The organism is Pareuzebyella sediminis, from assembly GCF_008367235.1.
GTDB classification, from domain to species: domain Bacteria; phylum Bacteroidota; class Bacteroidia; order Flavobacteriales; family Flavobacteriaceae; genus Pareuzebyella; species Pareuzebyella sediminis.
In genome coordinates, this window is the sequence record NZ_VTZS01000003.1 from 609,153 (window position 1) to 632,779 (window position 23,627).

23 protein-coding genes are annotated in these 23,627 nt (G+C 41.2%); 20 read left to right on the top strand and 3 right to left on the bottom strand.

The features are described from left to right. Positions 1 to 62 precede the first annotated feature (62 nt). Positions 63 to 1,112 (bottom strand): ferredoxin--NADP reductase, encoded by a 1,050-nt coding sequence (locus F2B13_RS13155; protein WP_149304394.1) that lies wholly within the window; start codon positions 1,110 to 1,112, stop codon positions 63 to 65. A 136-nt stretch (positions 1,113 to 1,248) separates the two neighbouring features. Between F2B13_RS13155 and F2B13_RS13160 the strand changes: the two genes are divergently transcribed. From F2B13_RS13160 to F2B13_RS13250, 19 genes are all read left to right on the top strand, one after another. Further along, complete coding sequence (locus F2B13_RS13160) at positions 1,249 to 2,721, top strand: DUF5687 family protein (protein ID WP_149304395.1); 1,473 nt, start codon at positions 1,249 to 1,251, stop codon at positions 2,719 to 2,721. A gap of 28 nt (positions 2,722 to 2,749) precedes the next feature. Next, positions 2,750 to 3,445: an ABC transporter ATP-binding protein gene (locus F2B13_RS13165; RefSeq protein ID WP_149273815.1), complete on the top strand. Its 696-nt coding sequence runs from the start codon at positions 2,750 to 2,752 to the stop codon at positions 3,443 to 3,445. Positions 3,446 to 3,769: 324 nt separating this feature from the next. Next, positions 3,770 to 6,322 (top strand): type IX secretion system periplasmic lipoprotein PorW/SprE, encoded by a 2,553-nt coding sequence (gene porW, locus F2B13_RS13170; protein ID WP_149304396.1) that lies wholly within the window; start codon positions 3,770 to 3,772, stop codon positions 6,320 to 6,322. A 3-nt stretch (positions 6,323 to 6,325) separates the two neighbouring features. After that, positions 6,326 to 6,808 (top strand): bactofilin family protein, encoded by a 483-nt coding sequence (locus tag F2B13_RS13175; RefSeq protein ID WP_149273819.1) that lies wholly within the window; start codon positions 6,326 to 6,328, stop codon positions 6,806 to 6,808. Then, complete coding sequence (locus F2B13_RS13180) at positions 6,786 to 7,019, top strand: AtpZ/AtpI family protein (protein WP_149273821.1); 234 nt, start codon at positions 6,786 to 6,788, stop codon at positions 7,017 to 7,019. Before F2B13_RS13175 ends, F2B13_RS13180 begins: the two co-directional genes overlap by 23 nt. A 243-nt stretch (positions 7,020 to 7,262) precedes the next feature. Further along, positions 7,263 to 7,655, top strand: coding sequence for a DUF6168 family protein (locus F2B13_RS13185; RefSeq protein WP_149304397.1), 393 nt, complete (start codon positions 7,263 to 7,265; stop codon positions 7,653 to 7,655). A gap of 114 nt (positions 7,656 to 7,769) precedes the next feature. Then, positions 7,770 to 8,897 carry a F0F1 ATP synthase subunit A gene (gene atpB / locus F2B13_RS13190; RefSeq protein ID WP_149273826.1) on the top strand — a complete coding sequence of 376 codons (1,128 nt, stop codon included), beginning with the start codon at positions 7,770 to 7,772 and terminating at the stop codon, positions 8,895 to 8,897. Between the two features lie 94 nt (positions 8,898 to 8,991). Continuing rightward, positions 8,992 to 9,183 carry an ATP synthase F0 subunit C gene (atpE, locus tag F2B13_RS13195; protein WP_089889166.1) on the top strand — a complete coding sequence of 64 codons (192 nt, stop codon included), beginning with the start codon at positions 8,992 to 8,994 and terminating at the stop codon, positions 9,181 to 9,183. Between the two features lie 85 nt (positions 9,184 to 9,268). Further along, complete coding sequence (locus F2B13_RS13200; protein WP_149304398.1) at positions 9,269 to 9,769, top strand: F0F1 ATP synthase subunit B; 501 nt, start codon at positions 9,269 to 9,271, stop codon at positions 9,767 to 9,769. 60 nt (positions 9,770 to 9,829) lie between these two features. Continuing rightward, a complete protein-coding gene (atpH, locus tag F2B13_RS13205) occupies positions 9,830 to 10,369 on the top strand; it encodes an ATP synthase F1 subunit delta (protein ID WP_149304399.1) in 540 nt (179 codons plus the stop codon). 59 nt (positions 10,370 to 10,428) lie between these two features. Next, positions 10,429 to 12,009 (top strand): F0F1 ATP synthase subunit alpha, encoded by a 1,581-nt coding sequence (gene atpA / locus F2B13_RS13210; RefSeq protein WP_149273832.1) that lies wholly within the window; start codon positions 10,429 to 10,431, stop codon positions 12,007 to 12,009. A 77-nt stretch (positions 12,010 to 12,086) separates the two neighbouring features. Continuing rightward, positions 12,087 to 12,947 carry an ATP synthase F1 subunit gamma gene (gene atpG / locus F2B13_RS13215; protein WP_149304400.1) on the top strand — a complete coding sequence of 287 codons (861 nt, stop codon included), beginning with the start codon at positions 12,087 to 12,089 and terminating at the stop codon, positions 12,945 to 12,947. Positions 12,948 to 13,059: 112 nt separating this feature from the next. After that, on the top strand, positions 13,060 to 14,283 hold the full coding sequence (locus tag F2B13_RS13220; protein WP_149273836.1) for a TCR/Tet family MFS transporter: 1,224 nt from the start codon (positions 13,060 to 13,062) through the stop codon (positions 14,281 to 14,283). Between the two features lie 313 nt (positions 14,284 to 14,596). Next, positions 14,597 to 16,084: a lipopolysaccharide biosynthesis protein gene (locus F2B13_RS13225; RefSeq protein WP_149304401.1), complete on the top strand. Its 1,488-nt coding sequence runs from the start codon at positions 14,597 to 14,599 to the stop codon at positions 16,082 to 16,084. A gap of 69 nt (positions 16,085 to 16,153) precedes the next feature. Continuing rightward, positions 16,154 to 16,588: a dUTP diphosphatase gene (gene dut / locus F2B13_RS13230; RefSeq protein ID WP_149304402.1), complete on the top strand. Its 435-nt coding sequence runs from the start codon at positions 16,154 to 16,156 to the stop codon at positions 16,586 to 16,588. Positions 16,589 to 16,685: 97 nt separating this feature from the next. After that, positions 16,686 to 17,588 (top strand): tetratricopeptide repeat protein, encoded by a 903-nt coding sequence (locus F2B13_RS13235; RefSeq protein WP_198440128.1) that lies wholly within the window; start codon positions 16,686 to 16,688, stop codon positions 17,586 to 17,588. Positions 17,589 to 17,600: 12 nt separating this feature from the next. Next, positions 17,601 to 18,401, top strand: a complete 801-nt coding sequence (locus F2B13_RS13240; protein WP_149304404.1) for a DUF4292 domain-containing protein — start codon at positions 17,601 to 17,603, stop codon at positions 18,399 to 18,401. Further along, positions 18,391 to 19,620 carry a murein hydrolase activator EnvC family protein gene (locus tag F2B13_RS13245; RefSeq protein WP_149304405.1) on the top strand — a complete coding sequence of 410 codons (1,230 nt, stop codon included), beginning with the start codon at positions 18,391 to 18,393 and terminating at the stop codon, positions 19,618 to 19,620. Before F2B13_RS13240 ends, F2B13_RS13245 begins: the two co-directional genes overlap by 11 nt. Before the next feature lie 59 nt (positions 19,621 to 19,679). Next, positions 19,680 to 20,516 (top strand): aldo/keto reductase, encoded by an 837-nt coding sequence (locus tag F2B13_RS13250; protein WP_149304406.1) that lies wholly within the window; start codon positions 19,680 to 19,682, stop codon positions 20,514 to 20,516. A 29-nt stretch (positions 20,517 to 20,545) separates the two neighbouring features. Here F2B13_RS13250 and F2B13_RS13255 read toward each other — a convergent pair whose 3' ends face one another. Continuing rightward, entirely contained in the window at positions 20,546 to 21,058 is a 513-nt protein-coding gene (locus tag F2B13_RS13255) for an acyl-CoA thioesterase (RefSeq protein WP_149304407.1), read from the bottom strand. Positions 21,059 to 21,136: 78 nt separating this feature from the next. After that, the gene (locus F2B13_RS13260; RefSeq protein WP_149304408.1) at positions 21,137 to 22,096 is read right to left on the bottom strand and encodes an HU domain-containing protein; all 960 of its coding nucleotides are present in this window, start codon (positions 22,094 to 22,096) and stop codon (positions 21,137 to 21,139) included. 105 nt (positions 22,097 to 22,201) lie between these two features. On the opposite strand from F2B13_RS13260, the gene dprA reads away from it, so the two are divergent. Further along, positions 22,202 to 23,305 (top strand): DNA-processing protein DprA, encoded by a 1,104-nt coding sequence (gene dprA / locus F2B13_RS13265; RefSeq protein ID WP_149273856.1) that lies wholly within the window; start codon positions 22,202 to 22,204, stop codon positions 23,303 to 23,305. Positions 23,306 to 23,627 lie beyond the last annotated feature (322 nt).

Sequence of the window (23,627 nt, forward strand, 5' to 3'; positions counted from 1 at the left end):
GAAGAGTTATACAATGAACGGAACGTTAGCTTAAATTACACCAGTACTGGGCCAAAACCAATTTATACATCATCGTAATCGACCTTTAAAATAGGTGTTGTCGGCAACGCTTGACAAGTCAAGACGAACCCTTCGGCAATCTCGCCATCGGTCAATATCTGATTTTTCACCATTTCGGCAGCGCCTTCTGTAATTCGTGCTATACAACTACTACAGACCCCGCCTTGGCAAGAATAGGGTGCGTCGATGTTTTCTTTCAATACGGCATCCAAGACACGTTCTTTTTTATCCATGACCAGATTAAATTCTTCATCATCGACAGTGACCGTCAATTGGGTCTGACCTTCCACATCTACCGGTAGTTCATCTAGAATTTCGGTGGTGGTAAACAGTTCAAAGTGAATTTTATCTTTTGGTATCTCCTTTTCTTGTAGCGTATCTGAAACCAAATTGATCATGGTTTCTGGACCACAGAGATAATAGGCATTGAAAACAGTATCCTTATGCTTGTTTTTTAGGGCATAATTGACCGTTGAAGCATCAATACGGCCGAACAAAGAATCATCTTCTTGAGTCTGGCTGGTAATGAAGTAAACGAAAAATCGATCGGAATGGTCCAGCTCTAATTTTACCAAATCGGTATAGAACATGGTTTCTTCGTAGGATTTATTCCCGTAAACAAGCACGAACTTACTTTTCGGATGACTGTTGAGCACGGCCTTTGCAATGCTCATGATAGGGGTTATCCCGCTTCCCGCCGCAAAGGCCGCAACATTCTCCGGACTCCCCGTAGGTGAAAAGGTAAAACGTCCTTCAGGAGCCATCACCTCAAGCGTATCTCCTTCTTTTAACTTCGTATGGGCATAATCGGAGAAGCCTCCCTTATCAACTTTTTTGACACCGATAGTAAAACAGTCGCTTTTGGGCGAAGAACATATCGAATAGGCCCTGCGTAATTCCTTACCTTTAATTTCTTTTTTAATAGTAATATATTGCCCTGGAAGAAAATCAAAGGTTTGTATCAAATCTTTGGGAATGGTAAAGGTAATTGCCACTGAATTAGGAGTGAGCGGCTTGATATGCTTGACGGTTAGGGGATGAAATTGGGCCATAAAATCTGGTTTTGGTCTAATGGACAGCAAAATTAAGCATTAGGTGGTCGTTTTAAAACGGAATTTCTAAAAAATCTGGTATTGAAGTAACAAAACAAATATTTTAGAGACCAACAAAACCAAAGTTGGGTAACTTATGTTCAAACACTTTATCATCCTGCAATGGAAATCGTTTATTAGATCAGCTTCGTTCAAAGCCAATCTGATGCTAAAGATTTTTATGGGGTTTATGGCCTTGTATTTCATTGTGATTTTTACGTCATTGGGTATAGGGTCGTATTACCTTATAGAAAAGCAAGATTTGGGCGATCCGCTTCAGGTTGTGAATAAGTACCTTATTTATTATCTAGTGATTGATTTGGCGTTCCGTTATGCGATTCAGAAAATGCCAATCACTAACATCAAACCGTTATTATATCTGCCTATTACTACGAATAAAATCGTTCACTTTTCTTTGGTAAAGACGGCGATTTCGTTCTTTAATCTGGTACATTCCTTTTTCTTTGTTCCCTTTTCGATTGTGTTAGTAATAGAAGGTTATGCCCCCTTAGGGGTTATCGGTTGGCATTTGGCGATGATGGCCCTTTTTTATTCGAACAATTTTTTAAATGTACTATTGAACAATAAGGACAGTGTACTCATTCCGATAGCTGGCATTTTTACTGTTTTGGTAATAAGCCAGTATTATGGGTTCTTTGATATTACGGTCTACATGGCCCCGGTATTTCAAGCATTTTATAATTCCCCATGGTTTACCCTATTGCCATGGGCTTTAGCGATATTCCTTTATTTCACTGCCTTCACCTATTTTAAGAAGCACATGTATCTCGATGCGGGCCTGTCGCAAAAAAAGACCTTCGCCAAAACCGAAGATTTTACATGGCTCGACCGTTTTGGCAGTTTGGCTATTTTCTTAAAGAACGATATTAAGCTTATCAAAAGAAACAAACGCTCAAAAATGACCGTTCTTACCAGTATTTTGTTTTTGTTTTATGGCTTGTTGTTCTTTACTGGGGCTATAGAATCTTACGATGGCCCTGTTTGGAAAATTTTTGCCGGTATTTTTATTTCAGGCGGGTTTTTATTTACATTCGGCCAGTTCGTGCCCAGTTGGGACAGTTCATACTACCCTCTCCTGATGAGCCAGAACATCACCTATAAAGACTATTTGAATTCAAAATGGTATTTGGTCGTAATCGCTACTTTGATAAGTACCCTAATTGCCGCTTTTTATCTCTACTTTGGTTGGGATGCATATTTGGCTGTTTTGGTCGGCGCCGTATATAACATGGGTGTGAACTCTTATCTGGTGCTTTGGGGTGGGGCGTATATCAAGACTCCGATTGACCTTACCTCCAATAAGAAAGCCTTTGGCGACAAACAGTCGTTCAATCTCAAGACCATGTTGTTGACCATGCCGAAATTGGTATTACCGTTGATGATCTACGGTGTCGGACACTATACGATTAGCCCTACCGCAGGTTATATCTTTGTGGTATTGACCGGTATCGCTGGCTTCGCCTTTAAAAACTATGTTTTCAAAAAAATTGAAAAAATCTATAAAAAGGAAAAGTATAAAACCTTATTGGCCTATAAACAGGCTTCTTAGATCTACAATGTACATTTGTTTTTTAATTATGATAGAAGCAGAGCATCTTACTAAAAGATATAACGATCAAGTAGTCTTGAACCTTGAAAATTTGGAAATCCCCAGAGGCCAAAGTTTCGGACTTGTTGGCAATAACGGAGCGGGAAAGACCACCTTTTTTAGCCTTTTACTCGATTTAATTCAACCGACTACAGGTCATATTATTAGCAACGGGGTGCGGGTAGATCAAAGCGAAGCTTGGAAATCATTTACCTCTTCCTTTATTGATGAATCCTTTTTAATCGGCTATCTCACACCGGAAGAATACTTTTATTTCATTGGAGAACTTCGGGGCCGAAACAAGGCCGACATAGACGCATTTTTGGTGCAGTTCGAAGATTTTTTTCATGGCGAAATTTTAGGGCAGAAGAAATATTTGCGTGATTTATCAAAAGGAAATCAAAAAAAGGCAGGCATTGTCGCTTCCTTTATTGGAAACCCCCAAGTAGTGATATTGGATGAACCTTTTGCCAACTTGGATCCTACGACCCAAATTCGTTTAAAGGGTATTATCAAAGATTTAGCGGCAAAGGAAAAAGTCACGGTTTTGGTTTCCAGTCACGATCTTATACATGTTACAGAGGTATGCGAACGAATTGTGGTATTGAACAAAGGGGAAATCGTAAGAGACATACGGACTTCTGCGGAAACCCTTAAAGAATTGGAGTCCTTTTTTGCGGGTTAAGTTTTTAAAACCCGTGGTAAGAAAGGCACTTTAAAGATGTTGTACAGAAATGTCTAAAACTGACCAAAAAGTCGGTTATCCTAAATCGAAAGTAAGTCTTCAGATCTTTCAGCGTCGATGTAATTGACTGAAGTGGCGGTAAAGGTAGTTGTCACCCACTATTTTTTATCAATTATCAAGGGCTATGAACTAACCGGTCTGTGAAAACCGGACCAATTATTTTATATGTTCTAATACAGAACCAAGTAAAAGTGTATTTTATCGATGAACTACATAATAATCTGGTTCTTTTTCAGTTAAAGTAAAGTACCTAGTAAATCAATTTTGAAATTTCATTATAAACTTATTCCTATCCTTGTATTGGGGGGCTTCTTCGCAAGTAGTTGTTCTACTAAAAAAGATGCCTTCATCAACCGTAACTGGCATGCACTGAACACCAAATACAATGTGCTCTATAACGGTAATATCGCTTTCGAGACAGGGAGGGATGCGTTGAATGAGAATTACAAAGATGATTATTGGGAAATTCTTCCCGTAGAACGGTTGGAGGTAACCGAAGATATCAAGCTAGATTCCGAAGATAATAACCCGGACTTTATCAGGGCCGAGGAGAAGGCGACCAAAGCCATTCAGAAGCACAGTATGGATATCAAGGATGTTGAGCGAAATCCCCAAACCGATGAGGCCTTTCTTCTCTTGGGAAAAGCACGATATTTTGACCAACGTTACATACCCGCTTTGGAGGCATTCAACTATATCATCAATAAGTATGACTATAGCGATAAATTGGGTGAAGCCCGTATTTGGAGGGAGAAGGTCAATATCCGGTTGCACAATGACGAATTGGCCATTAAAAACCTTAAAAATCTTCTCAAATATGAAGACCTCAAAGATCAAGAGTATGCCGATGCCCGTGCGATGATGGCCCAGGCCTACATAAATGAAGCGGTCATTGATACGGCGATACAACAACTAAAAATAGCTTCGTATTACACCAAAAAGAATCCTGAAAAAGGCCGGTATTATTATATTATTGGCCAATTATATAACGAACTAGGTCGAAAAGATAGCGCAAATTACGCCTTTGACAAAGTTATTGAGCTTAACCGTAAATCGCCAAGAGTGTACATGGTCAATGCGGAAATACAAAAACTGAGAAACATCGAAGTAACTCCTGAGAATAAGGCAGAAATGTTGGAGTACCTTACAGATATGGAGGAAAATCGGGAGAATCGACCATTTTTAGATAAAATTTACCGTCAGTTGGCGGAATATCATCTTCAACAAGAGAATGACAGTTTGGCCCTGATGTATTTTAATAGATCTCTTCGCGCCACACAGAACGAGCCCAAGTTGAATGTGCTTAATTATGGGAATCTTGCCGAATATAACTTCGATAGGAATGACTACAGGTTGGCGGGAGCGTATTATGATAGTGTTTTGGTCAATCTCGATGAAAACACCAAACAATATAGGGTTACCAAAAGAAAGCTTGATAACCTGGAGGATGTGATCAAATATGAAGACATCGCTCAGCATGTCGATAGTGTTATATCGGTTTATAATATGTCTATCGATGATCGAATAGCCTACTATCAGGCCCATATTAATAGATTGGAAGAGGCAAGGGCTGCGGCTGCTAAAAAGGAGGAAGAACGAATTACATCAGGGTTCGCGCAATTTGCCAAAACAAAAGGGGGGAAAGAGAACCAAGGAAAATTTTACTTTTACAACCTGACCAGTTTGGGCTATGGAAAGAATGATTTTGTGACCAGATGGGGCAAGCGCGAATTGGCCGATGATTGGCGTTGGAGTGATAAAAGGCGTGCTCTGCCGTCGGAGGCTACTGGAGAGGTAATTACATCGGAAAATGAAGGCGTAGCCCCGGAAAATGATGATAGGTTCTCTTTAGACTACTATTTAGAGCAAGTTCCGAAAGACAGCAAGATCATAGATAGCCTAGAATCGGAATGTAATTTTGCGAATTATCAATTAGGGTTGATTTACAAAGAGAATTTCAAGGAAAATAGGTTGGCTGCTGAGAAACTGGAGTCCGTGCTGGCCAATGACCCTGAAGAGCGCTTAATACTCCCTTCAAAATATAATCTTTATAAAATCTATGAAGAAGAGGGCAGTGCGCTGATGCAAACGATGAAAGCGGATATCTTAAAGAACCATGGAGATTCGAGATATGCAGAAATCATATTGAACCCTAGAGCGGTGTTGGAAGGAGATACCGATAGTCCCGATGCACGTTATGCCGCTTTATATAAAAGATACCAACGGCAAGAATTTTTAAAAACAATTACAGGAGCCGAAGAGAACATTGAAAAATTTACAGGGGATCCTATAGTGCCAAAACTTGAGATGCTCAAGGCCAATGCAATAGGCAGGCTCAACGGTTTTGAAGAATTTAAGGAGGCATTGGATTATGTCGCGTTGACCTATCCGAATAGCCCCGAAGGCAAAAAAGCGGGACAGATTATAGAGGAACAACTGCCCAAACTTGCGGAGACGGAATTTTCCCCCGAGACAGAATCTGAAGGTGCGGGCAATTGGAAGGTAGTTTTTCCGTTTAGAAGAAGTAACGATCAAATAGCTTCGAGAATAAAACAAGAGCTAGAAGATATTATAAAAGACTTGCGTTACGATAATATCATTTCAAAAGATATCTATACTTTAGAGGATCAGTTTGTCGTAGTTCATGGCTTTAAGTCGAAGATTAGGGCGCTTGGTTTCGTAGAACTTTTGAGAATCAACAAGGATTACCGCATCGAAAATGAGAATTTTGTAATTTTATCGAACAACTATAAAATTGTACAGGTTCATAAAAACCTACAAGAATACAAGGCTAATATTTTAACCCCAAAACCATAAAAAATGTTTTCTGACAACAAAAAACCTAGAACTATGAACGAAATCGGCGCACAACCCAACAGAATCTCAAAACACACCAAAATTAAAGGCGACATCATTTCCGAAGCAGATTTTCGAATCGACGGAAAGTTAGATGGTAATGTAAAAACTACCGGAAAAGTGGTCATCGGTAAAGATGGCTACATTCACGGGAAGGTTGAATGTGTTAATGCCGATATTGAAGGTAGCTTTAATGGAGAACTTCTCGTCTCCGACCTTTTATCATTGAAGTCATCTGCGGTAATCGAAGGTACCGTTTCGGTGACCAAATTGGCCGTAGAGCCTGGTGCCACATTCAATGCTTCTTGTACGATGAAAGGCAAGGGGTCTTCGAGCAATACGAGCTCTTTAGGCTCAAACTCAAGCAATTCGAGTTCGTCGAACGGTAGCTTAAAATCATCCATAGGCAGCGCTACAACAACGAATGAGACAGCAAAAGCCTCCTAAAAAAAACGGCAAAAACCTCAGAAACGTAGCATTGCTATCGGGCATTGCTTTTGAAATGGGGGCCATTATTTTTTTGGCGGCAAAGGGCGGTCTATGGCTAGACGAACATTACCACAACGAAAAACGTTTGTATACGGCAATAGCCACACTATTTGGTGTGGCTATCGCTATTTGGGTAGTACTACGGCAGATAAAACGTATCAAGTACTAAATTCACTAGATCTCATTAGTCGATACGAGTAAAAATTAAAGTTAAAGGGTTGCAATGCGTTACTAGATGATAGAGGAGCCGACTTCTGTGGTAACCGGCGATGTTCCAATGAAGACACTTTTCAACCTCGCAAGAAGCCCCTCCTGAAATAAAGAAATTTCGACTTGAAGTGATTTTCATTCGGGTTACATTGATACAAAAGCTTTATTTTGTACTGCTGTAATTATAAAGGAGGTTTCCTACATGGACAATAAAAATCCAATACTACTTTTTCTGGTCATTCTGGTTCCTTTATTGGCCGCCGTATTTTTTATACATACATCAATTTTATCTTGGAAGGGGTATCCTGAATATGGCAATTGCATCATACTATCTTATGTGCTTAATTTTTTGATGGCCGCGATTATTTATATCGGATTGTTTAGCTTTCAAGATAAGATTAAAACGCAGATCGGCTTCATTTTTATAGCGGGCAGTTTCCTAAAGTTCATCGTTTTCTTCTTGGTATTATATCCTTCGTATAAGGCCGATGACACCATATCCGCACTTGAATTTGCGGCTTTTTTTGTTCCATATGCTATCTCTCTCGTTGTAGAAACGGTTTTTATGGCTAAAATGTTACAAAAAATGAACTGACCTTGTTTTCTGAAATCCTTGAAAAATAAAGCCTTGAATTGCTTTTTTCTTTTTGAAAGAATACCGTACATTTGCAGCGATTTTTAGGGAACGATATTTTTGAGCAATAGGACCATGACGTACATTACAAAATTCAGTTGTGCTGTTTTACTTTTTATAGGCAACTTCGCTTTGGCAAATGATATTGTCCAGCACTCTGAGGCACCCGAAAAGGACACGAAGACCGAAATCAAGGAATATATAGACCATCACCTACAAGATTCTCACGATTTCACGCTTTTTTCAAGCACCGATGAAAGTGGGGAAGTCCATCATTATGGTTTTCCTTTGCCTGTTATTCTTTGGGACGGTGGTCTTAAGGTGTTTTCATCCTCTAAATTTCACCACGGGGAAGAGCTCGCAGAAGTCGATGGTAGTTATTACAAATTGTACCATGGAAAAATTTATAAGACCGATTCCAGCGGAACCATTTCCTATGATGAAGCTCATGGCGAACATCCGACCAATGTGAGGCCATTGGATTTATCGATTACTAAAAGCGTCGTTATGATGTTGGTGACTGGATTGTTACTGGTATGGCTTTTTAGCAGCCTTGCCAAGAGCTACGCCAAGAACGGAAGTATTCCGAAGGGAATTGGGCGTTTTTTCGAACCGATTGTCCTTTACATTAGGGATGATATTGCAATTGCGAATATTGGCGAAAAGAAATACAAGAAATACATGCCGTTCCTCTTGACCGTATTTTTCTTTATATGGTTTTTGAACATGTTCGGCCTTACCCCCCTTGGGGTAAATGTAACGGGAAACATAGCCGTTACTACGGCTTTGGCGGTTTTGGTCTTTTTGTTGACGAATTTTACGGGCACCAAAGATTATTGGAAACATATTTTTGACCCCTTGGGTGATGGAATGCCGTGGTACGGAAAAATGGTCATATATATCATCTTAGTGCCGATAGAAATTCTCGGCCTTTTTATAAAACCCTTTGCGCTCTTGATTCGTTTATACGCCAACATGACGGCAGGCCATGTTGTTTTGATGAGTCTGATCGGACTGATATTTATATTTAAGAGCTGGGTGGGAGGCCCCCTATCGTTTGGTCTTTCATTTGCTATTTCCCTGATAGAGGTGCTTGTGGCCTTGTTACAGGCTTATATTTTTACGATGTTGGCGGCCCTTTATTTTGGTTTTGCCTCGGAAGAGCATGATCATGACGATGAGCCCGAATTGGCCCATTTATAAAAAATTATTTTTGGCGACTGTTTTATTACGGAGTCAAATAGAGGTATTGATTGTTTTTAGAAGAGTGTTTGTTTAATTCTTAATTATATATTTTATGGAAATTCCAAGTGTAATAGGTGCAGGTCTAGCCGTAATCGGTGCAGGTATCGGTATCGGTATGATCGGTGGTAAGGCGATGGAGGCTATAGCCCGTCAACCTGAGGCCTATGGTAAGATTCAAACAGCGATGCTGATTGCAGCAGCGCTTATTGAAGGAATTGGTTTCGCTGCAATTTTTGCCGGATAAACCTTAACAAAAACGAACGGCTGCAACGGTTGGTTGCAACCGTTCGTTATCATTTGTTCAACCTAAAATAGCATACTGAACGATTATGGATAAACTAGTAAACGATTTCTCATTCGGACTTTTCATCTGGCAGATAATACTGTTTTTGCTTTTGCTTTTCTTATTGCGAAAATTTGCATGGAGGCCTATATTAAATGCGGTAAACCAAAGGGAGGAAGGTATTAAGAATGCATTGGCGGCAGCGGAAGAGGCTAAAAAAGAGATGCAAAATGTGACCGCTGATAGTGAAAAATTATTAAAAGAGGCTCGCACGGAACGTGAAGCCATGTTGAAAGAGGCTCGCGAAATCAAAGAACGAATGATTGCTGAATCGAAAGAGCAGGCAAAGGAAGAAGGAGATAAAATGATAAAACAGGCTCAAGCTGCGATTGAAAGCGAAAAGAAAGCCGCGGTAGCTGACATAAAAAATCAGGTAGCCGAACTTTCAGTAGAGATTGCGGAAAAAGTTTTAAAAGAACAGTTATCCAACAAAGACAAGCAGTTAAAATTGGTCGAGAGTATGTTGGGTGATGTAAAATTGAATTAATCGAAGGTTCAGGAATTATATTTCTTGAACATCCAACGTTAATAACCTTTATACTAAGCAATGAGCGAATCAAGAGCAGCCTTACGGTATGCCAAAGCGGTTTTAGACCTGGCAGTTTCCGAAAAGTCGGCCGATGCAGTCGAAAGTGATATGCGTTCGATTGTTTCTACTATTTCTGATAGTAAGGATTTGAGAAATATGCTGGGAAATCCTGTAGTGTCTGGGCAGACCAAAAAAGAGGCGCTTAAGCTAATTTTTAGGGATAGTAATGTAATAACTGTCGGGCTTATCGATACGTTAACCTCAAATAGGCGTATTCCCCTTTTGAACGAGGTGGCCTTAAAATATATCATTCTTCATGAAGACCTCAAAGGAAAGGGTGTCGCCTATGTGACCACTGCCGTTCCTCTATCGGGCGCTTTGGAGAAAAAGGTATTAAAGCAAGTGGCGCAGTTGACCGGAAATGAGGTTGCTATTGAAAACAAAATAGATGAGAGTATTATCGGAGGGTTTATATTGCGCGTTGGAGATTTGCAATATGACGCCAGCATTTCGAATAAATTGAACAATTTAAAGAGAGAATTTACAAATAGTCTTTAATAACAACCAGTGACAGCAATTAGGCTCAGGCCTAAAGTCTAACGTTTATATCTATACAAATGGCAGGAGTAAAAGCCGCAGAAGTATCGGCAATTTTAAAGAAACAGTTATCGGGGTTTGAAGCCACCGCCACTTTAGACGAGGTGGGAACGGTATTACAAGTAGGTGACGGTATCGCCCGTGTCTACGGGTTATCGAACGCTCAGTATGGTGAATTGGTAGAGTTTGAGGGGGGATTGGAAGGTATCGTTTTGAACCTTGAAGAAGATAATGTAGGTGTTGTACTGTTGGGGCCCTCTAAGGAGATTAAAGAAGGCGCCACCGCCAAACGTACACAAAGAATTGCATCTATTAATGTAGGTGAAGGCATTGTGGGCCGTGTGGTCGACACTTTGGGTGTGCCAATTGATGGTAAGGGGCCTATCGCTGGAGAAACCTACGAAATGCCCTTGGAGCGAAAAGCACCTGGAGTAATTTTCCGTCAACCCGTTACCGAACCGTTACAATCGGGAATAAAGGCCATAGATGCCATGATCCCAGTGGGTCGCGGTCAACGTGAATTGGTCATCGGAGACCGTCAAACGGGTAAAACCACGGTGTGTATCGATACGATACTTAACCAAAAGGAATTTTATGATGCCGGAGAACCTGTTTATTGTATCTATGTAGCGATTGGGCAAAAAGCCTCTACGGTTGCGGCCATTGCCCAAACCTTGGAGGATAAGGGTGCCTTGGCTTATACCACCATCGTAGCGGCCAACGCTTCCGACCCGGCGCCAATGCAGGTTTATGCGCCTTTTGCCGGTGCTTCTATTGGAGAGTATTTTCGGGATACAGGACGTCCTGCATTAATTATTTATGATGATTTGTCAAAGCAAGCAGTGGCGTATCGTGAGGTATCCCTTCTTTTAAGAAGGCCCCCGGGACGTGAGGCGTATCCAGGTGACGTTTTTTATCTGCACTCCAGATTATTGGAAAGAGCGGCAAAGATTATTGATGATGATAGTATAGCCCAGAACATGAATGATTTGCCAGAGGTATTGAAACCCATGGTGAAAGGAGGAGGTTCTTTAACTGCCTTGCCGATTATCGAAACTCAGGCGGGTGATGTCTCGGCCTATATTCCGACCAACGTGATTTCAATAACCGACGGACAGATATTCTTAGAGCAAGATCTTTTCAACCAAGGGGTGCGGCCTGCGATCAACGTGGGTATTTCGGTATCACGTGTGGGAGGTAATGCGCAGATTAAATCAATGAAAAAAGTGGCGGGAACATTAAAGCTTGATCAAGCGCAGTTCCGCGAACTGGAGGCATTTGCGAAATTTGGATCCGATCTTGATGCGGCTACGTTGAACGTTATCGAAAAAGGGCGACGCAATGTAGAGATTTTGAAGCAAGCACAAAACGATCCGTTTACCGTTGAAAATCAGATTGCTATTATTTATGCAGGGTCAAAGAACTTGTTGCGAGACGTTCCGGTAGATAAAGTAAAGGAGTTTGAAAGGGATTATCTGGAATTTTTGAATGCCAAGCACCGCGATGTTTTAGACACCCTTAAGGCGGGCAAATTGACTGATGAGGTGACCGATACGTTGACCGCTGTTGCAAAAGACCTTTCCGGTAAGTACAGAAGCTAGGTCGGGGAAACAGTTTGACGTGTAAAGTAGTTAATGAGTTAGCTGCTGAATACCAATTACTAAACACGAAACATTAGATGGCCAATTTAAAGGAAATACGAAATAGAATTTCGTCGGTATCTTCGACGATGCAGATTACAAGTGCCATGAAAATGGTGTCTGCGGCCAAATTAAAGAAGGCCCAAGACGCGATTACGGCCATGCGCCCTTATGCCGATAAGCTGACGGAACTCTTACAAGGGCTGAGCGCCATTATAGACGGTGATTCTGGTAGTAAGTATTCCGATAAGCGTGAGGTTAAAAAGGTTTTGATTGTGGCCATTACATCGAATAGGGGGTTGGCAGGAGCCTTTAATTCGAATATATTAAAGCAATGTACCGTATTGGCCAATGAGACGTATGCAGGAAAGCAGGTCGATTTTATGGCCATTGGCAAGAAAGCCAATGATTTTCTAAGAAAGAAGTCGACGGTCATAGCGAATCATAGCGGCGTGTACGAAGATTTAACTTTCGAGGCCGTCGCCGATATCGCTGAAGAGTTAATGGAGCGATTCACTTCGGGTGATTACGACAGAATCGATATCGTTTATAATAAATTTAAAAATGCGGCGACACAACTGGTAACCACTGAACAGTTCTTGCCTATTGTACCTGCGGAAGGCGATGGAAATTTGAGTGTAGATTATATTTTTGAACCTTCTAAGGTAGAAATTGTAGCTCAATTGATTCCTAAATCACTTAAAACACAGCTTTATAAGGGAATTCGTGATTCTTTCGCAAGCGAACACGGTGCCCGTATGACGGCCATGCACAAAGCTACCGATAATGCCACGGAATTAAGGGACCAGTTGAAACTGACCTATAATAAGGCAAGACAGGCAGCAATTACCAACGAAATTCTGGAAATTGTAGGAGGAGCGGAAGCCCTCAACGGCTAGAATGGATGCGACGTCTTTTTTCTTTCAAAATACTGTAACTAAAAAACCTCATCTTTGCGTGAGGTTTTTTTATAAATCTATCACTTAGGTTTCTTCGTAGGCTCGGGCTTTTATGACATCTAAAAAATCAGCGCTACTTTTTATATTCATTACCATTTTAGTCGATGTAATTGGTATTGGCATCATTATTCCCATCATTCCGGATTTGATCATGGAACTAACGGGAGAGGGTGTACATAGGGCTGTAATCTATGGTATGTGGCTAACAACTACTTTTGCGGGAATGCAGTTTTTGTGTTCCCCGATTTTAGGAGAGATATCCGATCAGTACGGAAGGAGGCCTATACTTTTAATAGCCCTTTTAGGACTGAGCATCGATTATTTGATCCATGCTTGGGCACCTACGATTACCTGGCTTTTTCTCGGACGTTTTCTTGCCGGTATAACGGGCGCTAGCTTTACCGTGGCGTCTGCTTATATTGCCGATATAAGCACCAAAGAGGAGAAGGCAAAGAATTTTGGCCTGATCGGAGCGGCTTTTGGTCTTGGCTTTATCATAGGTCCGGGGATAGGTGGTTTTTTTGGCAACCTCGATATTCGTTTACCGTTCTACATTGCGGCTGGCCTGACTTTTGCAAACTTTTTATTCGGTTGGTTTTTTGTTCCAGAGTCCCTAAAAGCGGAGAACAGGCGAAAGATTGTTTATAATAAAATGATACCTGGCGTATCTTTGGTAAGTCTTAAGAATTACAGAGGGGTTTTATTATTAATAACAGCTTTCTTTTTGGCAAACCTAGCCGGGCAAGCATTGCCCTCTACATGGTCGTACTATGGGATTGAACGTTATAATTGGAGTCCTAAGGAAATTGGGGTTTCCCTAATGGTGGTGGGCCTTTTGGTGGCAGTGGTTCAGGGTTTTCTGGTAGGGAAAGCCGTAAATAGGTTCGGAAAACGAAAGGTGATTACGATAGGCTTTATTCTCTGGACTATTGGAATGTTTTTATTCTCCTTGGCCTCCGAACCTTGGATGTTATATGCCTTTTTGATTCCCTATGCCTTAGGGGGGGTGGCCGGACCTACCATACAAGGGGTTATTTCAAATGAGGTATCGGAAAAGGAACAAGGAAACTTGCAGGGGGCCATAACCGGCCTCCTAAGCGTAACATCGATTTTGGGACAACTCGTCTTCTCGCCGGTATTTTATTTTTTTATACGCCCTCATGGAGTCGTATATTTTCCAGGAGCTCCTTATGTTCTGGCTTCAATCTTTTTAATGACGGCCTTTATCTTTGCGTTGTGGGCCATGAGAAGAATGAATATTCAAAAAGGTGAATAATGGTTTTAACCCTATAGGTTTTTAGGGTGATGGGATAAAATGGGCTACTACAAAGCCAGATTATGGGAATTTATCTTCCTTAGTGGTAGTTAAATTATGAATGATAGACCACCTATTGCATACTATTTCTATAGATGAGTGGAGTTTAGGAAGGTTATAATAGGGCTCATGTCTGATATATAAGCAACGCTCCGCCATTATACTAAACGGTATTTTAAATGAATAAAACGTTTGCCTTCATAGTAGCCAAGATCTTATGGTACTTTGTCACATGGGTTTAAATGGGTACTTTTAGACTTTAAAAGGCGCCCTATTGAACCCTCTCAAAAAACTATTTAAACAAACAGCCATCTATGGTGTAGCTACGGTATTACCGAGAATGCTATCCTTTATTTTAGTGCCTGTTTACACTTCGGTTCTAGTTACAGGGATGTATGGCGAGGTTTCTGTCATTTTCGCATGGTTCGCTATATTCAATGTGATATTGGCATACGGTATGGAAACCGCTTTTTTTAGATTCTATAATGGTTCTGATCAGAGGGCCACGGTGGTGTCAACATCCCTCCTTTCCATAGCTGGCAGTACCGCTGTATTTGTATTATTGGCCTTTCTTTTTCAAAAACCGATGGCCGCAGTAACTGATATTGAATTGAGGTATTTACGCTATGCCATTTGTATATTGGCGTTAGATGCTCTGGTCATCATCCCTTTTGCATGGTTGAGGGCCAATGAAAAGCCCATGCAATATGCGATCGTTAAAATTTTAAATGTGGCCGTAAATCTGGGTCTGAATGTTTTTTTTCTCTTGGTCCTGCCCGAAATCGTACAAAACACACCGACGACCGCATGGGCCTGGATGTATCGCCCGAATTTTGAAATATCTTACATATTCATTTCCAATCTGATTGCAAGTAGTATTACATTGTTGTTGATGTTGAAGTTATATGTCAGTAATACCTATGTTTTTGACCGTGATTTATGGAAAAGAATGATGCGCTATGCTTGGCCCGTCTTAATTGCCGGTATTGCATTTACTATCAATGAGGTTTTCGACCGCATTCTATTGGAGAACCTACTCCCCGATGATATTGCGGAAAGTGAAGTGGGCAAATATTCGGCCTGTTATAAATTAGGATTGTTCATGACCCTTTTTGCAACCGCCTTTCGCATGGGAATAGAGCCTTTCTTTTTTAGCCATGCGGGATCGGAAAATCCACAAAAGGCCTATGCGCAGATTACCAATTATTTTGTGGTCTTGGGCAGCGTTATTCTTTTGGCAGTAGTAGTATATGCCGATGTGTTAAAGAAATTATTCGTAAGAAACGAGGCCTATTGGGACGCTATGGATATTGTACCACTTATAATCTTGGCTAGTTTCTTTCTTGGTATTTACCACAACCTATCGGTTTGGTATAAAGTAACGGACAAGACACGCTATGGCGCTTTTATATCAGCTATTGGCGCCGTCATAACAATCGGTATAAATTATGCTTTCATTCCGGTAATCGGCTATATGGCCTCTGCAATTGCTACGGTACTCGCCTATGGGAGCATGATGGTTCTATCATATTATTTTGGTAAATCGCGTTATCCCATTCCGTACAACTTTAGAAAAATTCTATTCTATCTGGGGATTTCCATTGTATTTTCTGCGTTATCCTTTTATGTTTTTGATAGGAATATTTATATCGGAAGTAGCTTACTTTTGTTATTCTTAGGCTTGGTGTTTAAGTTGGAAAATGATACGTTGAAACAAATATTTTTTAGCCGTACAAAAAGAACGAACGTAACCCCTAAATAAAAACGCAATCGGGTGTTCATACATCTATTCATTTCCTATAGGTGATTAAACTCTCTTAACCGTATAATTATGAATGTAAAAATCATTAACAAGTCCGCCCATAATCTCCCAAACTACGAGACACAGGCGTCTGCAGGAATGGATCTGCGTGCCAATATTTCGTCAGCTGTCACGTTAGAACCTTTGGAGCGGGCCATCATCAAAACAGGACTTTTTATAGAATTGCCCATAGGCGTAGAGGCCCAAGTAAGGCCAAGAAGCGGTTTGGCAGCAAAGAAAGGTATTACCGTACTGAACGCACCTGGAACGATAGATGCGGATTATCGCGGTGAGATTGGCGTGATTTTGGTTAACCTATCCAAAGAACCTTTTACCATTGAAAATGGGGAGCGAATCGCACAACTTGTGATTGCAAGACATGAAAGGGCCGAATGGGTACCGGTCGAAGAATTATCCTTAACTTCAAGAGGACAGGGTGGTTTCGGAAGTACTGGCACAAAATAGGCCCCTTAAAGTTAAGTCGTAAGACGTAAACTACTTTGGTGACCAGCATATGTATCGATTAAGGATAATGAAAACATTTTTTATAACATTTTGTTTCATGAAATTATTTCTTACACCTATTTTGGGGCAAGAGACTCCTGAATTTGAAGTTCAGGAAAGTGCAGAGCTGTTTCTTGAAGCGTATTCCGATGAATTTCAGGAGAATTTTTTCGAAGCATTGAAACAAAAGGGTATTGAAAATTATGACAAGGCTATTAACTATTTGTTAGAATGCAAACGAATTGATCCCTCTAACCGCGTCGTAGACCATGAATTGGCAAAGGTTTATCTTGAAGAGAAGCAATACCCCCTGGCCGAAGAGTATAGCTTAACTGCATTACGGGCCGATCCTGAGAACCTGTGGTATACCGATACCTTTGTGAAAACTTTGCTTAAACAAGGAAAATCTATTGACAAGGTCAAATCGGAGCTTCCTTTTGGGTCTTCAAAGTTTGAAGAAAATTTGGCGTGGGTCTTTTTCAAAAGAAAAAATTACGAGGTCGCACTTTCCATTTTAAAGGCGGCCAAGAAATCGGATTTCACGACCCAACTCTCTTCAAGAATCAACGACTCTATTGAACTGAAGGATAAGGAGGCTACCCAAGAAGGCTTGTCCGGGGCGGATGAAGGATTTGCAGCTTCTGATTCTTTAGAAGATTATAAAAATCGAATAGAAACATTACTGTCCGCTAATAGTGCTTCGGCACTAGAGAAAATCTCCCAAGAGGCGTTGGAAATATATCCCTCTCAACCCTATTTTTATTACGCACATGGTTATGCCCTCTTAAGAAATGCAAAATATCAAGAGGCGATAGATACTATGGAAGCAGGTTTGGATTATTTGTTTGATGATGACGTGCTCGCCAACAAGATGTATCAAGAACTGGCCGAGGCTTATAATTCCATTAACAATTCCGTCAAGGCAAATATGTATCTTCGTAAGATAAAACCGGGGTTCTAAATCTGTAATAGCATGAGGGCAACAGTGTATCGTAGCGTAAGAAGAGTAATTTTGGGAGCCGTTTTTGCCACCTTGGTTCTTTCCTGTAAATCAACGAACGTACTTTCCGATGGAACTGCCAATGCCAAACTTTCGGCAAAGATGGTCATTAAAGAACATTACGATAAAGCTATAGATTTTAAGACCCTTAGCGGAAAAGTGAGAATTGATTACAGCGATGGGGAAGCCTCGCAAGGTGTTTCGGTAAGTCTACGAATGGAAAAGGACAAAGCTATCTGGATGAGCGCCCCTCTAGGAATGGTCAAAGCATTTATAACGCCTAACAGGGTTACTTTTTACAATAAATTGCAGAACGAATACTTTGACGGCGACTTCAGTTATCTGAGCAAATATTTGGGCACTGAACTGAATTTTGAGCAAGTGCAAAGCCTTCTTTTGGGCCAAGCTCTTTTTAACCTGAAAGAGAACCGGTACGACTTGGCCGTTGTCAATGGTACCTATCGGCTTAAACCTAAAAGGCCTTTGGAACTTTTCAAGGTTCTTTTTGATATTGAACCTAAAAATTTTAGGATAGCTTCACAACAGCTGTCCCAGCCATTAAGAAAGCGGCTATTACAGGTGAACTATACCGACTATCAGAAAATTCATAAATGGATCTTGCCTCAAGAAATCACTGTAGCTGCCATAGACGGTAATCAACGTAATACCATAGATATTGAATATCGCAATATTGAATTTAACCGCCCGATCAATTTCCCCTATAAAATACCAAAGGGTTTTAAAGAAATCGTTTTAGAGCAAGATGCGCGTTAGACATCACTACACCCTGATTCTCCTGATCTGCTTTTCCCTAGCGGGGCATGTACTTTTGGCTCAGACCGATCAACAGGAAACTTTGGAGTTGCGCCGCAAACAATTGCAAAAGGAAATAGAACAAATCAACTATTTACTGTTTGCCCAGAAAAAGGAGCGAGGTAACATCATCGATCAAATGGAGGGTCTTGATAATAAAATCAATGTGCGCCAAAAACTTATTAACGTGACCGATCAACAGTCGAATTTGTTGAATCAAAAAATAAATGCAAACATAAAGGATATTGCTGACCTCAAAGATGAATTGAATAAACTAAAAGAGGATTACGGAATGATGATTCGCGAATCTTATGAGAGTAAGATACAGCAAAGTAAACTGATGTTTTTATTGTCGTCGGAAACTTTTTATCAGGCTTTCAAACGATTCCAATATATAAAACAATATACCGATTTTCGGCGAAAACAAGGAGAGCAGATTTTGATAAAAACCGAAGAACTCACCGAGCTTAATATTAAACTTACCCAACAGCGCAAGGAAAAGGAGCGGCTCTTAGCCGAAAATCGCAGGGTAAAGAACGAAATGGTTGCCGAAATGAAAGCACAACAAGAGTTATTGGGTGCCATTCGTAAAAATGAGACTAAATATGCCGCTCAAATCAGAAGTAAGCAGCGGCAGGCGAAGGAAATTGATGAACAAATAGAGCGGCTTATAAGAGAAGCCATTGCAGCCGCAAATCGGGACTCAGAAAAGGAGAGTAACGATCCGAGTAAATTTCTTCTCACCCCAGAGGCGGCTATTTTGGCCAATAGCTTTTCGGCCAATAAGGGTAAATTGATTTGGCCGGTAGAGAAAGGGTTTAAAAGTCAGGGTTTCGGAGTGTATGCCGATGCTATCTACCCAGGCATCAAGCATGAAAGCAACGGAGTTATCATTACTACGGAACAAGGCTCTAAGGCCAGGGCAGTTTTTCGAGGGGAAGTTATCGCTATATTATCGATTCCCGGTGGCAATAAGGCGGTACAGCTCAAGCATGGTAATTATATCAGTACGTATTACAATCTTTCGAACATTTACGTTAAAAAGGGAGATAGGGTCGAGGCAAAGGCTGAACTGGGCGATATATATACCAATCGGTTTAATGGTCAAACCAGGCTAAAGTTTTATCTTCACCAAGATACCGCTAAACTCAATCCAGAGGAGTGGATATTTCAACTTTGAAGCACTTGACTTTTTGCTAGATACAATTGAATATATAATCAATAGCCATATTTTAGACTATGAAAACTATTACTGATCTTCAAGGCTCTTTTGAACTTCACAACGGCGTTAGAATGCCCTATTTGGGTTTAGGCACCTATCAGGCCGATAATGATGAGGAAGTAGTACATGCGGTCAAGTATGCCTTGAAAATGGGCTATCGACATATTGATACCGCAGCTTTATACAATAATGAAGAAGGGGTAGGACGAGGTATTTTGGAAAGCAATGTCGATCGTGAGGCTGTTTTCGTAGTGAGCAAAGTCTGGAATACCGATCAAGGCTATGACAACACTTTAAAGGCATTTGAGGCTAGTCTAAAGCGGTTGAACCTGGAGTACCTAGACCTCTATTTAATACACTGGCCAGTCGTAGAGAAATATAAGGATACCTGGCGTGCGTTTGAAACCTTGTACAAAGAAAAACGGGTTCGGGCTATTGGGGTAAGCAATTTTTTGCGGCACCACCTAGAAGATCTCATGAAAGATACCGAAGTGAATCCTATGGTCAACCAAATGGAATTTCACCCGCATCTCGTACAACAAGAGCTTATCGATTACTGTGACACAAATGGAATTCAATACGAAGCGTGGTCTCCTTTTATGCAAGGAAAGCTCTTTCAATTGGATATCACCGCAGATTTAGAGAAAAAATACAATAAATCGGCCGCTCAGATTGTGCTACGCTGGAATTTACAAAAAGGTGTGGTAACGATTCCAAAATCAGTACATGAAAACCGTATTAAGTCAAACGCAGAGGTCTTTGATTTTGAACTTTCCGAGCAAGAGCTCGCTTACCTCGATAGCTTTGACAAAGGTAAGCGTAACGGTCCTGATCCTGATAACTTTAGCTTTTAAGAGAACAATTTTTCAGAAGATATATATCATTAATCGATGAATAGGGCGCGCAATTCGGTGGCTTCCTTCGGTTTCATCTTCCCGGCAAGTACCAAGCTTAATTGTTTTCGGCGTAAGGCCCCGTCAAAGCGCTGTTTTTCCAGTTCGGTCTCTGGTTCCAATCGCGGCACTTCCGTAGGTCTTCCTGTTTCATCAACGGCTACGAAGGTATAGATGGCTTCATTGGCCTTCGAACGCTCGCCACTGAAACGATCTTCCATCCACACATCGATATAGACTTCCATCGAAGTTTTGAAGGCTCTGGAAACCGCGGCCTCCACCGTAAGTACACTACCCACGGGAACCGACTGATTGAAAGCTACATGATTCACGGAGGCCGTAACCGTAATACGCCGGCTATGGCGCCGAGCAGCTATGCTGGCCGCCCTATCCATACGCGCCAATAATTCTCCACCAAACAAATTGTTTAAAGGGTTGGTTTCACTGGGCAGTACCATGTCGGTCATGATAGTTCGGGAATCACTGGGCTTTTTTGCCTCCATATATCCAATTTTTGGCAAAGATAGCGGTATCTGCCGGGTACAAAAAAAGAAGGCGGTAATTTTAGGGAAGTGCTCCTTTTATCGCACTGATTTTAACCAGGCATCTTTCTGTGTGCGCTTGATCGCATGTAGTGCTTCCAAAGCTTCTTCGGCATCGGTAAAACTTTCATAAGCCACCATATGGAGTCCGAATGGATTGGTGCCAAGATAGGCAGGGTTAAACCCTTGTTTTTTCAACTGTTGTATTTTTTTATCGGCATTCGTACGGTACCGGAAAGCCCCGGCAATTATATGATGTATTTTTTCAGATGAAGGGTTTGCCGTAGCCTTTTTAGCGGTTTTCAGGGTAATTGTAGGGAGTTCTAAAGGCGCGGCATCGAAAAAAGTAGCCTCCTGGATCCGTTTTGTAACCTGTTGTTGAGCTTCTTCCCTAGCCAATTGTTGGGTGCTTTGGTTCTTTTTGTGCCATTGAAAACCGGCGAATCCGGTCGTAAGGGCCAATAGCACAACGGCGGCATATTTCAAATAATGCCGCAAGGTAGACGCTTCACGGGCCTCTGGGGTAAAGGTAAAAGGAATCTTCTCTTCCAATTCCGCAACTTCCTCTTTTAAGATCTCACGGGTAATAGGGGTCAAAACCAGAGAAGACATCCCAAAAGATGAGGTTAGATAATTGATATTTTCTTCCGGTTGAAACTGAATTTTACCTTCGGTATTCGTCCAAAGTTCCCCAATATGGGTCAAGGTAAGTCGCTTGCCTTTTTCAAGGTTAAGCTTCCATTCCCCTACTTCTTCCTCAACCTGGGCAAGCATTTCCTCAAAAGAAATATGCTGACTCTCGGCCGCATAGGAGACCAAAAGGCCATCATTGGAAACCAACTGCTGATTGAAGGAAATAACTTTTATCGGAGGATAGAAGGTGCGTGTGTTCTCATCGAGAATGGCCGATTTTTGCTGCGTCAGAAAAGCGCCAAAACCCGGCACCATAACGCAGTTGTACCGATATAGCAAGTCAGATATATAATGTTCCAATCCCATGCAGGGCAAATATTAAAAAAATTTAGGGGGAAGAACAGGCAAGGCATAACTTTTTATTAACATTATATTTTCTGTATTTTGTGGATAACTTTCATACGCCTATAAATGACTTCTGCTGAACTTCTTGCAGTATTGCGCTTGCAAAATGTACCTAACATTGGCGATGTTACCGCCAAGAAGTTGATTTCAAAATGTGGCAGTCCGGAGGCGGTTTTTTCAGAAAAAAAACAGCATTTGCTCAAAGTTGATGGAGTGGGTACCTATACCCTTAAAGGGCTCTATGATGCCGAACATAGGGAAGCCGCCGAAAAAGAGTATACTTATATTTCAAAAGCTGGTATTGCAGTTTCCTATTTTTTAGATGGAAACTATCCGAAGTATCTTAAGCATTGCATCGATAGCCCTATATTATTGTTCAAAAAAGGAAAGATCGACCTTCGTGGACATAAAATTATTAGTGTAGTCGGCACCCGAAACATAACGAGTTATGGGGTGGCTTTTTGCGACCGTTTTATAGCGGATATTGCACCATTAGATCCCATAATTGTCAGCGGCTTTGCCTACGGCGTCGATATTGCCATCCAAAGAGCGGCTATAAAACACGGTCTTCAGACTATCGGTTGTTTGGCACATGGTCTTAATCAAATGTATCCTAAATCGCATGCCAGATATATGGATGAAGTAGCGCGTAACGGAGGATTCGTTACCGAATTTTGGAGTACGAGCAATCCGGACCGTGAGAATTTTTTAAAAAGGAACCGTATTATAGCGGGAATGAGCGAGGCGACGGTGGTCATTGAATCGGCCGAAAGAGGGGGCAGTTTGGTCACTGCCGACATCGCAAATAGTTACAATCGTGATGTCTTTGCTTTGCCTGGCCGCGCCCATGACAAATATAGTTCAGGGTGTAATAACTTGATCAAGCAGCAAAAAGCCCATATGCTGACTTCGGCCGCCGATCTGGTATATCTATTGGGGTGGGATGTAGATCATGCTACCCCTACTTCAGTTCAAAAGGAACTCTTCGTCGACCTCGATGATACCGAACAATCGATTTATGACTATCTTCAGAAAAATGGCAAACAAGTATTGGATAGCATTGCCTTGGCCTGTCAGTTACCTGTCTTCAAAGTTTCATCAACGCTTTTGACCATGGAAATGAAAGGCGTCATACGACCGTTGCCGGGAAAATTGTTCGAGGCGATCTGAATTTAAGCTATGGGGTAACCGACCGATCGGTCTGTAGCTTCTCAAAAACGCCGAGACCGACAACGTATAAAGTACGTTGTCGATGAAATACGTAAACTTGCCCGAGACGAATCAATATAGATGCTAAACTAATAATATCAAAAACCGACTATACGGTCGGTTTTGATACGTTCTTTATTTTTCTTGAATATCAGTGAACTTCTGTTCATTTCGATTTGGTAAAGGAGCGATAAATAGGCATTTTTAGAGTGGGGCGCGCAATGGCATAGCGACGTATTACATTGGATAATGGATAACTGAATACTAAAATAATCGAATGGAT

Coding starts and splice junctions, on each gene's coding strand:
- F2B13_RS13185 (WP_149304397.1), top strand. CDS start 7,263: ATGGACAATAAAAATCCAATACTACTTTTTCTGGTCATTCTGGTTCCT.
- atpB (WP_149273826.1), top strand. CDS start 7,770: ATGACGTACATTACAAAATTCAGTTGTGCTGTTTTACTTTTTATAGGC.
- F2B13_RS13250 (WP_149304406.1), top strand. CDS start 19,680: ATGAAAACTATTACTGATCTTCAAGGCTCTTTTGAACTTCACAACGGC.
- dprA (WP_149273856.1), top strand. CDS start 22,202: ATGACTTCTGCTGAACTTCTTGCAGTATTGCGCTTGCAAAATGTACCT.
- atpA (WP_149273832.1), top strand. CDS start 10,429: ATGGCAGGAGTAAAAGCCGCAGAAGTATCGGCAATTTTAAAGAAACAG.
- F2B13_RS13175 (WP_149273819.1), top strand. CDS start 6,326: ATGTTTTCTGACAACAAAAAACCTAGAACTATGAACGAAATCGGCGCA.
- F2B13_RS13165 (WP_149273815.1), top strand. CDS start 2,750: ATGATAGAAGCAGAGCATCTTACTAAAAGATATAACGATCAAGTAGTC.
- F2B13_RS13160 (WP_149304395.1), top strand. CDS start 1,249: ATGTTCAAACACTTTATCATCCTGCAATGGAAATCGTTTATTAGATCA.
- F2B13_RS13260 (WP_149304408.1), bottom strand. CDS start 22,096: ATGGGATTGGAACATTATATATCTGACTTGCTATATCGGTACAACTGC.
- F2B13_RS13155 (WP_149304394.1), bottom strand. CDS start 1,112: ATGGCCCAATTTCATCCCCTAACCGTCAAGCATATCAAGCCGCTCACT.
- atpH (WP_149304399.1), top strand. CDS start 9,830: ATGAGCGAATCAAGAGCAGCCTTACGGTATGCCAAAGCGGTTTTAGAC.
- F2B13_RS13245 (WP_149304405.1), top strand. CDS start 18,391: ATGCGCGTTAGACATCACTACACCCTGATTCTCCTGATCTGCTTTTCC.
- dut (WP_149304402.1), top strand. CDS start 16,154: ATGAATGTAAAAATCATTAACAAGTCCGCCCATAATCTCCCAAACTAC.
- F2B13_RS13255 (WP_149304407.1), bottom strand. CDS start 21,058: ATGGAGGCAAAAAAGCCCAGTGATTCCCGAACTATCATGACCGACATG.
- F2B13_RS13200 (WP_149304398.1), top strand. CDS start 9,269: ATGGATAAACTAGTAAACGATTTCTCATTCGGACTTTTCATCTGGCAG.
- F2B13_RS13235 (WP_198440128.1), top strand. CDS start 16,686: ATGAAATTATTTCTTACACCTATTTTGGGGCAAGAGACTCCTGAATTT.
- F2B13_RS13240 (WP_149304404.1), top strand. CDS start 17,601: ATGAGGGCAACAGTGTATCGTAGCGTAAGAAGAGTAATTTTGGGAGCC.
- atpG (WP_149304400.1), top strand. CDS start 12,087: ATGGCCAATTTAAAGGAAATACGAAATAGAATTTCGTCGGTATCTTCG.
- F2B13_RS13180 (WP_149273821.1), top strand. CDS start 6,786: ATGAGACAGCAAAAGCCTCCTAAAAAAAACGGCAAAAACCTCAGAAAC.
- atpE (WP_089889166.1), top strand. CDS start 8,992: ATGGAAATTCCAAGTGTAATAGGTGCAGGTCTAGCCGTAATCGGTGCA.
- F2B13_RS13220 (WP_149273836.1), top strand. CDS start 13,060: ATGACATCTAAAAAATCAGCGCTACTTTTTATATTCATTACCATTTTA.